This is a genomic window from Cardinium endosymbiont of Philonthus spinipes (genome assembly GCF_964030745.1).
Lineage (GTDB): Bacteria > Bacteroidota > Bacteroidia > Cytophagales > Amoebophilaceae > Cardinium.
In genome coordinates, this window is record NZ_OZ034918.1 from 797,843 (window position 1) to 810,308 (window position 12,466).

The 12,466-nt window shown below is 41.2% G+C and carries 7 protein-coding genes and 2 rRNA genes; 8 read left to right on the top strand and 1 reads right to left on the bottom strand.

Annotated features, from left to right (window positions below; all coding sequences use genetic code 11):
- Positions 1-80 precede the first annotated feature (80 nt).
- The 4 genes from AAHM81_RS03415 to AAHM81_RS03430 all read left to right on the top strand — a co-directional run bounded on the left by AAHM81_RS03415 (position 81) and on the right by AAHM81_RS03430 (position 6,646).
- Positions 81-3,023 (top strand): 23S ribosomal RNA (locus AAHM81_RS03415).
- A 97-nt stretch (positions 3,024-3,120) separates the two neighbouring features.
- A 5S ribosomal RNA gene (rrf, locus tag AAHM81_RS03420) occupies positions 3,121-3,232 on the top strand.
- Positions 3,233-3,319: 87 nt separating this feature from the next.
- Positions 3,320-5,365 carry a hypothetical protein gene (locus AAHM81_RS03425; protein ID WP_342265107.1) on the top strand — a complete coding sequence of 682 codons (2,046 nt, stop codon included), beginning with the start codon at positions 3,320-3,322 and terminating at the stop codon, positions 5,363-5,365.
- A 327-nt stretch (positions 5,366-5,692) separates the two neighbouring features.
- A complete protein-coding gene (locus tag AAHM81_RS03430; protein WP_342265108.1) occupies positions 5,693-6,646 on the top strand; it encodes a hypothetical protein in 954 nt (317 codons plus the stop codon).
- Here AAHM81_RS03430 and AAHM81_RS03435 read toward each other — a convergent pair.
- Positions 6,643-6,828 carry a hypothetical protein gene (locus AAHM81_RS03435; RefSeq protein WP_342265109.1) on the bottom strand — a complete coding sequence of 62 codons (186 nt, stop codon included), beginning with the start codon at positions 6,826-6,828 and terminating at the stop codon, positions 6,643-6,645. The genes AAHM81_RS03430 and AAHM81_RS03435 overlap by 4 nt on opposite strands.
- A gap of 536 nt (positions 6,829-7,364) precedes the next feature.
- On the opposite strand from AAHM81_RS03435, the gene AAHM81_RS03440 reads away from it, so the two are divergent.
- The 4 genes from AAHM81_RS03440 to AAHM81_RS03455 all read left to right on the top strand — a co-directional run bounded on the left by AAHM81_RS03440 (position 7,365) and on the right by AAHM81_RS03455 (position 12,464).
- Positions 7,365-8,627, top strand: a complete 1,263-nt coding sequence (locus AAHM81_RS03440) for an alpha/beta hydrolase (protein WP_342265110.1) — start codon at positions 7,365-7,367, stop codon at positions 8,625-8,627.
- Positions 8,628-8,695: 68 nt separating this feature from the next.
- Positions 8,696-10,093 (top strand): CCA tRNA nucleotidyltransferase, encoded by a 1,398-nt coding sequence (locus tag AAHM81_RS03445; protein ID WP_342265111.1) that lies wholly within the window; start codon positions 8,696-8,698, stop codon positions 10,091-10,093.
- Positions 10,094-10,333: 240 nt separating this feature from the next.
- Positions 10,334-10,660: a thioredoxin gene (trxA, locus tag AAHM81_RS03450; protein WP_342265112.1), complete on the top strand. Its 327-nt coding sequence runs from the start codon at positions 10,334-10,336 to the stop codon at positions 10,658-10,660.
- 34 nt (positions 10,661-10,694) lie between these two features.
- On the top strand, positions 10,695-12,464 hold the full coding sequence (locus AAHM81_RS03455; protein ID WP_342265113.1) for an ABC transporter ATP-binding protein: 1,770 nt from the start codon (positions 10,695-10,697) through the stop codon (positions 12,462-12,464).
- Positions 12,465-12,466 lie beyond the last annotated feature (2 nt).

Below are 12,466 nucleotides of genomic sequence, written 5' to 3' on the forward strand. Positions count from 1 at the left end.
TTCTTTGACTTATTGTAAAAGCAAAATAGGGTAGGCGGGTCCCTTTTAGGGATTCAGCATATTTCCATTTCAAGAGCGAGTAAGAAATAATTAAGGGCGTATGGAGGATGCCTTGGCTCTTAGAGGCGATGAAAGACGTGATAAACTGCGATAAGTTGCGGGGATTGGTTGTACGATTTGATCCGCAAATTTCTGAATGGGGAAACCCACCCTGCTTATGCAGGGTATCTCTTTAAATTAATGAAGAGAGGCAAACCTGGAGAACTGAAACATCTAAGTACCCAGAGGAAGAGAAAACAAATAGTGATTCCATAAGTAGTGGTGAGCGAACGTGGATTAGCCCAAACCATAGCAGTTTCGGCTGCTGTGGGGTTGTAGGACTAGCATTATAAACTTATATTAAAAACTTAAATTATTTTGGAAAAATAAGCCATAGAAGGTGAAAGCCCTGTCAAGGTAATTAGTATTTGTTTAGTTAGTATCCTGAGTAGGTCAGTCCCGGTGAAAGGCTGACTGAATCTGCCGGCACCATCCGGTAAGGCTAAATACTCCTAAGAGACCGATAGTGAACAAGTACCGTGAGGGAAAGGTGAAAAGTACCCTGAATAAGGGAGTGAAATAGTTCCTGAAACCATACGCTTACAAGCAGTCGGAGTTTTTTTGTAAAGTATAATGTATACGCAAGTATTATTATAGCTTTGATTATAGCATGAAATGACGGCGTGCCTTTTGTATAATGAGCCTATGAGTTAATCTTTTCTGGCAAGGTAAATCCTTTTGAAAGGAAAAGCCGAAGCGAAAGCGAGTCTGAATAGGGCGTTTTAGTCAGAGGAGTTAGACGCGAAAGCCGGTGATCTACCCATGGCCAGGTTGAAGCGTTGGTAAAACAACGTGGAGGACCGAACCAGTGGATATTGTAACGTCCTTGGATGAGCTGTGGGTAGGAGTGAAAGGCTAATCAAACCGGCAGATAGCTCGTACTCTCCGAAATGTTTTTAGGAACAGCCTTAAGTGTATACTGATAGGGGTAGAGCTACCGATAGGACTAGGGGGGTAACCTACCGTGTCCAGACGAACTCCGAATACTATCAGTTTTGCTTAGGAGTGAGGGTTAGGGCGTTAAGGTCCTAATCCGAGAGGGAAAGAACCCAGACCATCAGCTAAGGTCCCTAAATATATACTAAGTTGAACTAAGAAGGTTTAGTTGCTTAGACAGTCAGGATGTTGGCTTGGAAGCAGCCATTCATTTGAAGAGTGCGTAACAGCTCACTGATCGAGCGACAAAGCGTCGATGATGAACGGGCATTAAGTATATTACCGAAGCTATGGCCTTGCTGCTTTAGGTAGCAAGGGGTAGGAGAGCATTCTAATTGAGCTGAAGCTAAGTAGTGATGCTTGGTGGATTAATTAGAAAAGAAAATGTAGGCATGAGTAACCAAAATAATGGTGAGAAACCATTACACCGTAAGACTAAGGTTTCCATGGCGATGGTTGTCATCCATGGGTTAGTCGGACCCTAAGCTGAAGCCGAACGGCGTAAGCGATGGAAGATCGGTTAATATTCCGATACTAGCTAGTAATAGAGAAGGGGGGACGAAGGAGTGAAAGGTCTGCCTTCTGACGAATTAGAAGGTTAAAGCCCGTAGATATAGGCATGGCAGGCAAATCCACCATGCTTGTCGAAGGTGATAGTACTACAATCCCTCGGGAGCGTAGATAATGACCCTAAGCATACTTCCAAGAAAAGCCTCTAATTGTTAGGTGCTAGCTAACCGTACCGCAAACCAACACAGGTAGTTGAGGAGAATATCCTAAGGTGTTCGAGTGATTCGTGGCCAAGGAACTCGGCAAAATAGCCCTGTAACTTCGGGAGAAAGGGTGCCTCATTGATTCTTTTAGGAGGGTCAATAGGCCGCAGTGAAAAGGCCCAGGCGACTGTTTACCAAAAACACAGGACTTTGCAAAATCGAAAGATGAAGTATAAGGTCTGATACCTGCCCGGTGCTGGAAGGTTAATAGGAGGTGTTAAGCCGCAAGGCTAAAGCACTGAATAGAAGCCCCAGTAAACGGCGGCCGTAACCTTGACGGTCCTAAGGTAGCGAAATTCCTTGTCGGGTAAGTTCCGACCTGCACGAATGGTGTAACGATCTGGGCGCTGTCTCAGCCACGAGCTCGGTGAAATTGGAGTGGCGGTGAAGATACCGTCTACCCGCAATGGGACGAAAAGACCCCATGAACCTTTACTATAGCTTAACATTGATAATATGTAGATAATGTGTAGGATAGGTGGGAGACTGCGTAAGCAGTCGTCGTTGAAATACCACCCTTTATTTATGTGTTATCTAATCCTTTTGAAGAAGGAGACAGTGTTTGGTGGGTAGTTTGACTGGGACGGTCGCCTCCTAAAAAGTAACGGAGGCTTTCAAAGGTACCCTCAGTACGGATGGTAATCGTACGTAGAGTGCAATAGCATAAGGGTGCTTGACTGTGAGACAAACAAGTCGAGCAGAGTCGAAAGACGGATATAGTGATCCGGTGGTTCCGAATGGAAGGGCCATCGCTAAAAGGATAAAAGGTACTCTGGGGATAACAGGCTGATCTCCCCCAAGAGCTCATATCGACGGGGAGGTTTGGCACCTCGATGTCGGCTCGTCACAACCTGGAGCTGAAGCACGTTCCAAGGGTTGGGCTGTTCGCCCATTAAAGTGGCACGCGAGCTGGGTTCAGAACGTCGTGAGACAGTTCGGTTTCTATCTATTGCGGGCGTTAGAAGTTTGAGAGGGGCTGACCTTAGTACGAGAGGACCGGGTTGGGTAAACCTCTGGTGTATCAGTTGTGACGTCAGTTGCACTGCTGAGTAGCTACGTTTATAAGAGATAAGTGCTGAAAGCATCTAAGCACGAAACTCGCCTCAAGATGAGACTTCAATAAGGGTGGTTAAAGATGATGACCTTGATAGGTTGCAGGTGTAAAGTCAGAAATGGCAAAGCTGAGCAATACTAATTACCCGAATGTTTCTTGTTTTTTTCTTGATTTTGCTTTTACAGTAGTCAATTACACTCTTGTTTTAGGGTGGTAAATGGTTGATCTATCAACCTATAAAATTATAGTATTAAAAATAAAGGCGACGAAAGCGCTGGTGTGCACCTCTTCCCATTCCGAACAGAGCAGTTAAGCCCAGCAGCGCCGATGGTACTTCGGTAATACGCGGGAGAGTAGGTAGTTGCCATCTTTTTATTTTTTTTTGCCATGCAGTGATCGTTCACTGTATGGCATTTTTTTTATATATGCTTAGCATAAGCATTAAGCACTATTTTGTATGTTAACAATCCCTCTGTTTTTACACACATTTTTTCTTAGCATATCGCTTCCTGCTATACAGGATAAGCTAGAAGCATTAAAAAATGATCCTACCATTACAGAACTTACTTTTTTTAAAGGGCGTATAAAAGTCGCTGAAGTTGAGGCCCTTGCGCAGGGGCTAAAGGGTACCCAAATTACAAAGCTTGTGTTTGCTTGCGAGTTTGTAGGAGATGCTGGCGCTGAGGCGCTTGCAGCAGTGTTGAAAGATACAAAAATTACAACCCTTGAACTATATTGTACGAGCATAGGAGACGCTGGCGCGAAGGCACTGGCAGAAGGATTAAAGGGCTCGCACGTTACCACACTTAACCTTGATTCTAATCTCATACATGCTGCTGGCGCTGAGGCGCTTGCAGCAGTGTTGAAAGATACAAAAATTACAACCCTTGACCTGAGTGGTAATTCTATGGAGGCTGCTGGAGTTAATCTTCTTATACAAGGATTAAAGGGTACGCAAGTTAGAACGCTTGCCTTGAATGGCAATCATATGGGAGACGCTGGAGCTAGTTTTCTTGCCCAAGGATTAAAGGATACGCAAATTACAAAGCTTGACCTGAGTATCAATCACATTGGAGAAGTTGGCGTTAGGGCTCTTGCACAAGGATTGAAGGATACGCAAGTTACAGAGCTTGATCTGAGCCGCAATAAGATAGGAGCCGCTGGCGCGAAGGCACTTGCACAACTGTTGAAAGATACCAAAATTACAACCTTGAACCTGAGTCATACCAACATAGGAGATGCTGGTGCTGAGGCACTGGCACAAGGACTGAAAGATACCCAAGTTACAACACTTGACCTCAGTAACACCAATGTAGGAGACCTTGGTGCTAAGGCCCTTGCACAAGGACTCCAAGGTACACAGGTTACAACACTTAACCTTGGTAAAACTAAGGTGGGAGCTGTTGGCGCTAAGGCCCTTGTGCAAGGATTAAAGGATACACAAATTACAGAAGTTGGTATTTATGAATGGCACTATTCTGATGTGCAATCTGCAAAAGGGTTAGTGATAACACTTGATCTTAGCCATCCTGATGTAGGGCCTGCTAGGGTTCGGGTACTTACAAGAGGGTTAAAAGGTACCCGAATTACAAGGGTTAATTTGACTGATAATCACATAGGAAATGCTGGCGCTAAAGCCCTTGCGCAAGGATTAAAGGATACTCAAATTATAAAGCTTGACCTTGATAAAAATGGAATAGGAGATACTGGTGTTAAGGCCTTGGTGGAGGGATTAAAGGATACGCAAGTTAGGGAATTTATCCTTGCTAATAATTTTATAGGAGCAGCTGGCGCTAAGGCCCTTGCCAAAGGGTTAAAGGATACTCAAATTATAAAGCTTGACCTTGATGGTAATAGGATAGGAGACCCTGGTGTTAGGGCACTTGCATCAGTGCTCAAAGATACTCAAATTAGGAAGATTAACCTTCGCCGCAATGTAATAGGAGAGGCTGGAGCTGTGGCACTTGCACAAGTACTAAAGGATATTCCAATTACAACACTTGACCTGACTGATAATGTAATAGGAGAGGTTGGCGCTATAGCACTTGCACCAGTGCTCAAGGATACTCAAATTACAGAGCTTAACCTTACTGGCAATTATATAGGGGATGCTGGCGCTATAGCACTTGCACCAGTGCTCAAGGATACTCACATTACAGAACTTTGCCTTAGTCACAATGATATAGGGGATACTGGCGCTATGATACTTGCACCAGCGCTCAAGGATACTCAAATTACAGAGCTTGACCTTGGTAGTAATTATATAGGGAATGCTGGTGCTAGGACGCTTGCACAAGGATTAAAGCATACGCAGATTACAAAGATTAGTCTTTATAATAATAACATAGGAGTTGTTGGTGCTAGAGCCCTTGCAAAGGGGTTAAAGGAGACGCAAGTTAGGGAGATTAAGCTTGATAGCAATAATATAGGTGCCGATGCGGCTAAAGTCCTTGCACAAGAATTTAAGAACTGTAAAAGCAAATTGAAATTTAGCATATTTTAGTGTATTATAGGTAGCATTCAGAGTTGAAAATTGCTAAAACTGCAATTAAAATATTGGATAACATCGCCTCCATGCTAGCCACACACAATGTGCTAGCCCACCTTTGATGCAAGGCCATTCCAATCAGTCGTATCCCCTCTATGGTCAATAGAAAATTTTCTGCATCATAGTCAATAGATTAATTGTACCGTAATATAAACAATCATACTACGCTAGTGTAGTGTGTATTGCACATGCATCTTGCTTTTATATGCTTTATTCCATAACTCATAAGAAAGGATAGCTTTATTCGACTCTATCTGTTTTTATCTTTTAACTGATATAGCTATGGGTAAGAAATATATAAAAGTGTTGGTGTTAAAGTTGGTATCTATAACTCAGTTTATCCAATGTACTATTTTAAGTAGTGAATTGCCTATGGGTAATAGCAATAGTCTGCCACGGCATCAAGATGGCTCAGAGAGAGGGATTAAAGAACAAGCTGAGCAAGGGCATCAAGAATATACAAAAGTATGCTGTATTGATTTGTATGCCTTATTTGAGAAAGGGAAAGCTGGTCTAGAAAAATGTATAAAAGGTGATGGGGCCAAGACATCTCCCATCATCATGTCTGGTAATAAACATTCTAATAGTGATTGTTATCATGCGATAGCTCTTTGTAATGAAACAGCGCTTAGTAACGATGTTGTTGTTCTGGAGGGTCAATATCCTAAAGCAGGATTAGAGCGCATCAGGCAGGGTGTTCATGATCTAGAGGGCTTTAAGTCTCTGATTGCGCATCTTTTAGCGCAAAATTATAAGGTGGTTGTTTTTGCTTCTATAGAATACCCTGCTTGCATTCCTCTAGTGTTAGGGCATGTTATTGGCCTTACTAAGGAGCAGTTAAGCAGTATATATATGATATTTAATGGATTTGATGCAAATAATAATAGTGCTGGTAGCCAAGGCAAACATATAGTGTTGGCTGAGCGCGAAATTGGTATAAAAGGCAAAGGAGGAAATGGTTTGGTAGTATCAAGTTTAGCCCCTAGTCCTGAAAGCTATTTAGGTGCTGCGATTAATTATATATGCATGGATTTAAATGGTAAAAGTCAATCGAATAATTCAGTTTCAACTAGTTCGTATTGGTCTAGGCTAATAGAATTTGAAATGCAGCGATATAGGCTTATGCAAAAAATGGAAAAAGATAAAGAGCCTTGTATAAACTTGAATAATCAACTTTGGAGCTTTGCAGAGGAATTAGCGCTTTCTGTTAGTTTTTTTGATAGCGATTCCTCTTAGCAAACAGGATGTGTGATCATTTCAACAGAAGCGAGACATTTTTCTTGTATCTGTTCAACACTATGGCCATAGTGATAAAATGCCCCTGTAAAAAGTTTCGAAATAGAAGCCACCCCTTGCAGATGATTGGGAAAAACAGATTCCTTTGAAGCCCGCGCAGCGGGCGACTTCTGTTTTTCCATCTGTAAGGGGTGGCTTCCGGAACTTTTTGCCGAGGGCTTGATTTTTTGTCCACTTTTTTATCAAGAAAAAAGTGGAATACAATTCATTATTAACCAGTGACGTGAATAGATACTTTTTCTTTTCCATTTTAGGTAGGTGCTATCTTGTGGTAAGATAGGCTTACTATCCCAGTACACTTTTTTGTAGCGTTTCTGCTGAAGCTGTACAAAAGTTTTAAGCATAAATACCTAAAAATCAATAGAATTGAACCTTTTTGTAGTTTATTCTTAAAATAAAAGACAAGTTTTATAGTAAAGAATAAATGCTTACTGCAACGGCTTCAAGATAGCTATGACAGATTAGCAACCCAAAATTTTTCTAAAATAGATCAAAAGTGCTATATTTGCCCAGTTGGGGAGCTATTACATCATTTTATTGGATCAACCATCTTTACTTTATTTATAGCAGGTTTACCAGCATGCACCATACCATAGGCCTTCGTAAGTTCCTTATTTGCATTTACCGATCTGGTTTCATTCTTTATTTCGCCCTAAATATGGGTTGTGTTTATGGAAATTGTTCTGGAAGCCAGAATAAAAATGAAAAACCCTCTAGTTCAAGTCAAGGATCTCTATTGGCTCCACAAGCTCCGTTAAAAGGCATGTGTCTCTCTCAAAAAGTCAATAAACAAGCACCAACGGATGTATCAAATATAAATGATTCAGATGATTTTGAACCATCTACAAAAAAAGTAAATAATTCAGGGCGTGTTGCTAAAGTGCCAGAGGTTCTGCAGGTAATTTTGTTTCTTCATGGACTACATAGACTCTCTTATGATTTTGAGAAAATGAAGGCAGACCTACAAAAAAAATTTCCAGATGCTAAGATACTGGCTTTAAAATGTGTCAATAAAGACCCTAATAAACAGGGTCACTTGGAGCCTTCTCCTACTCTCGAGTTCTCTATCCAGGAGCAGGCTAAACGGGCTTATGAAGAGATTAAAAAAAGAGTTCCCCGCGGTAGCCATATTGTATTAGTAGGCCATAGCCAAGGGGGGCTACGCGCTTTTACCCTTGCTAAAGAATATGGTAGCCGTTTGGAGAGCGAAGATGAAATCTTTATAGATAAATTGGTTACTATTGGTACCCCTTGGAAAGGCGCACCAATAATGAACTATATCAAAAATATCAAAAAGTTTAAGGAACAATTTGACAAGATAGAAACAACTTTAAATCGTATAAAGAAAGGGTATAGCAAGGCTGTAAGGGGATATTTTTTTAAAGTTATGCCAGGATTCGCAAATTCATGGCCTTGGCTATATGAAAAATTAGTTCCATACATCATGGAAAAAAAATATCTAGGAGCTGCAAATTTAGATCCAGGTCACTATTTTATTCGTGACTATATTCCATCAGCTCTCAAAGAAATCGATCTGCCTATTACCGCTATTGCTGGTGTGTTGACCGATTTTTCTAAGCTTTTTGCGCCACTCCCATCTTCTATTCTGTCCCACGAATTGGCTCAACTCAATGCTACTTATGCAGAGCTGATTGGAGGCGATGCACAATGTGAGCATGATATGTTACTGCCTGTTGCTACACAACATGCAGAAGGGTTGGCTACGAAAAATTTTAAACGTATCAAAGTATATGGTGCCTGTCATGGCAATAAAGTAGGAGTTGCAATAAAACGTAAATTTTCTGAACTCAATAATCAAGAGGTGATAGACAAGGTAGCCGAATCTATAGAAGAAGTCTTTTACGAGGAAAAAGAAGCGGTAGATATAGCAGCAGCGGGCAGCTTGCCCTCTGCTGCTTAGTTGTGTGTACTGTTAGGGAACGTAATAAAAAAATTAGCATCTTGAAAAGTATAAAAAGTAAGGAGGTTATGGTGCCATTAGCGGGGATAGCCAATCATTTAATCTTACGTGAGATCGGTGAGATGGCCGATGCGCTTCAACTAGAGACCTATGTAGTAGGGGGATTTGTGCGAGATCTATTGTTGGGGCGTGTTTCTAAAGATATTGATATTGTCTGTGTAGGAGATGGCATGGTGCTAGCACAGGCTGTAGCACAAGATAAAGGTGTTTCAGTTAGCCTATTTAAAAGTTTTGGTACCGCCATGTTGCAGTGGAATGGATGGGTGGTGGAGTTTGTAGGTGCTAGAAAAGAATCTTACTTGTTGGATTCTCGCAATCCCAGTGTATCCACTGGTACACTCTCTGATGATCAAATGCGCCGGGATTTTACCATTAATGCAATGGCTATTTCCCTAAATAAAGCAACATATGGTCAGTTATTAGATCCCTTTAACGGACAGCAAGACTTGGTAGATCGGCTGATTAGAACCCCTTGTGATCCCAGGCAAACCTTTTCCGATGACCCTTTGCGCATCATGCGTGCCATTCGCTTGGCGGCTCAGTTGCATTTTACCATCACACCAGAAACACGCGCCGCCATGACGGCTGCTGGCGATCGATTGGGTATTGTGGCGCAGGAACGTATCTCCGAAGAGTTACATAAAATGATGGCTACCGATAGGCCTGCTTATGGATTTAAACTTTTATTCGATGCCAATCTGCTATCCATTGTACTACCAGAATTGCAAAAGCTTTCAGGGAAAGAACAAATTGGATGCCATTCCCATAAAGATAATTTTCTTCATACACTTGCTGTGTTGGACAACCTGGTACAGCATTCTACAAAACTATGGCTTCGTTGGGCAGCTATTTTTCATGATATTGCCAAGCCGTTGACTAAACAATTTGATCCTGTACATGGTTTTTCTTTTCATGGTCACGAAGATCTGGGCGCTAGAATGTTGCCTAGGCTATTTAAAAGAATGCGATTTCCCGTCAGCAAGGAGGTACTGGGCTATGTACAAAAATTGGTTAGATTGCATTTACGCCCTATAGCCTTGGCAAAGGAGGTTACGGATACTGCTATACGCCGACTTTTATATGAGGTTGGAGATGATTTAGAGGATTTGTTTTTGTTGTGTAGGGCTGATATTACCTCTAAAAATGAAATAAAGGTGCAGCAATATTTGTCTAACCTGGATAAGGTGCATAAGCGGGTGTTGGAAGTAGAGGCACGTGATAAAATTAGAAATTTTCAACCCGTTATTACCGGTGCGGTTATTATGGAAACATTTGCACTCAAACCATCTGCTCAGGTAGGCCTTATTAAAGAGGCTGTTAAAGAGGCTATATTAGAGGGTAAAATTAAAAATGAATACCAAGAGGCATTTGATTATATGTTGATGGTTGGCAGGCATTTATGTTAATGCTATGAGACCTCGTTCGGCACCAAAATGGCTATTTCGCAATCGAGTTTCGAAGGAGGCTATTAGACCTGCACTTGCATAGATCCATTTCCTTATAGATCTTTGTATATTATGGGAGGGTGCTTGAAATTTTCAATCAAACTTCCGGGGTATGGCCTTCTGTGGAAAAACGCTTAGGCTTTTGGTAGCGGTAGCAGTTTCGCGAAAAGGCTAATGTTTGGTATAAAACTATTTTAAACTATGGATCAAAACGTTATAGAGATTACAGATGTGCAGTTTGATGAGGCTATTGGCCAGCATAAACTTGTTTTGGTAGACTTTTGGGCACCTTGGTGTGGGCCTTGCTTAAAGCTTGCTCCCGTTATAGAGCAGATTGCTGCTCTGTATAAAGGGAAAGTATATGTCACTAAGCTGAATATCAGCGAAAATAGCCAAGCACCTTCTAAGTATTTCATTACTACCATACCTACTATGTTGTTTTTTCATGAAGGTCAACAAGTAGATCGTTTGGTTGGCAATGTACCGATTAGCCAAATTCAGGCATCCCTAGATAGATATTTACCTTAATGTAATTGTGTAGCCTCTTTACACTTTTCCACTCATGCAATCCATTACTAAAAATCTAAAAACTTTTATCTGGCACTTTGTAGGCCAATACAAATGGCATTTCCTTGCTATGGCTTGTTTGCGCATGTGCTTTGTGTTGGATAATTTAGTAGTTCCTTATGCCTTTAAGGTATTGGTCACACAACTTACAGCATTAGCCGACGATAGAACAGCTGTTTGGATCAAGCTGGGTTGTCCACTGATCGCTTTATTGGGTGTAATTGTCCTCATAGAGCTTTTTTTTCGTTTATTTGACTACATGAAGCTTAGGACGATTCCTGCTTTTGAGGCAAAAATACGTATCTGGATTGTACAGTATCTGCAAGGTCATTCTTATCAGTTTTTTACAGAGCATTTTTCTGGTGATTTGGTAAAACGGGTCAACGACTTAACAGATGGCATCAGTCAGATCATGATGATTATCATTTCATCATTTTTGCCTACATTTTGCACCATGTTGGCGGGTGTCTTTTCTTTTGCCTATATACAGCCTACTTTTGGTGCGATGTTAATGGCTTGGTTGATATTGCATACGACCACTTATCTTGTCTATTCAAAAAAGTGTCGTCATCGTGTAGCAATGCATGCAGAAAAAGGTAGTCGTTTATCTGGAAGCATTGTAGATGGCTTTACCAATATCTTAAGCATTAAGCTTTTTGCACGAAAAAATCAAGAAACCACCCATTTATTGGTTCCACAAGCAAGAGAAAAACGTGCACATGAATCAGCTTTAAAGCTTATTATGCAGCTCCATTTTATCATTAGTGGTCTTTCTATTGGCTTTATGGGTGTAGGCATGCTTGCTTATATGATCTATTATTGGCAGCTTGGTAAGCTTTCTATTTCTGAAGTCACCTACATTTTTTATGCGGGCAATAATATTTGCAACTTGGTTTGGGTTTCTGTGGCAGAGTTTCCTGATTTTTTTGAAGAAGTTGGCTATTGCCAACAGGCTTTAAAATTATTACAAAGACAACATGCTGTTTTGGATGCCCCTGATGCGGCTGTGCTTACCTGCCAATCTGCCTCTATTGCCTTTAAAGATGTCTCCTTTGCTTATGTGCCCGATAAGCCTATATTTGAAGATCAAAGCATTGATATAGCAGCTGGTGAAAAGGTAGGTTTGGTTGGCTTATCTGGTAGTGGTAAAACTACTTTTATTAATCTATTGTTAAGGTTTTTTGATTTGAATAAAGGGGTGATTACCATTGATGGTCAAGATATATCCACTGTTACGCAAGAATCATTGCGTGCGGCTATTTCCCTTATACCTCAAGACACGGTGCTTTTCCATGATAGTATTTTAGAAAATATTCGTTATGGTCGCAAAAATGCAACCGATGAGGAAGTTGTTGCCGCTGCCAAAAAGGCAAACTGTCATAGCTTTATTATGGGTTTGGCACAAGGATATCATACATTGGTGGGTGAAAGAGGATCAAAGCTTTCAGGTGGACAGCGCCAACGCATTGCTATTGCACGTGCTGTATTAAAAGATGCCCCTATTTTAATATTAGATGAGGCGACTTCTGCATTAGATGCTGTTACTGAAACTGAAATTCAAGAAAGCCTCTCTAGGATTATGGCTAATAAAACAACTATTGTGATTGCGCATAGATTGGCGGTTTTGGCTGCGATGGATCGGGTGCTGGTATTTAATGGTGGTAAAATAATCGCAAGTGGATCCCATGAGACGCTTTTAAAGATTAGCCCGCTCTATGCAAATATGTGTAGGCTTCAGTTTGATGGCATGCGTTCGTTACAATAGGG

Bases quoted from the DNA above. Each gene is read 5' to 3' on its own strand.
- AAHM81_RS03455 (WP_342265113.1), top strand. From the start codon at position 10,695: ATGCAATCCATTACTAAAAATCTAAAAACTTTTATCTGGCACTTTGTA.
- AAHM81_RS03435 (WP_342265109.1), bottom strand. From the start codon at position 6,828: ATGGAAAAACAGAAGTCGCCCGCTGCGCGGGCTTCAAAGGAATCTGTT.
- AAHM81_RS03430 (WP_342265108.1), top strand. From the start codon at position 5,693: ATGGGTAAGAAATATATAAAAGTGTTGGTGTTAAAGTTGGTATCTATA.
- AAHM81_RS03445 (WP_342265111.1), top strand. From the start codon at position 8,696: ATGGTGCCATTAGCGGGGATAGCCAATCATTTAATCTTACGTGAGATC.
- AAHM81_RS03440 (WP_342265110.1), top strand. From the start codon at position 7,365: ATGGGTTGTGTTTATGGAAATTGTTCTGGAAGCCAGAATAAAAATGAA.
- AAHM81_RS03425 (WP_342265107.1), top strand. From the start codon at position 3,320: ATGTTAACAATCCCTCTGTTTTTACACACATTTTTTCTTAGCATATCG.
- trxA (WP_342265112.1), top strand. From the start codon at position 10,334: ATGGATCAAAACGTTATAGAGATTACAGATGTGCAGTTTGATGAGGCT.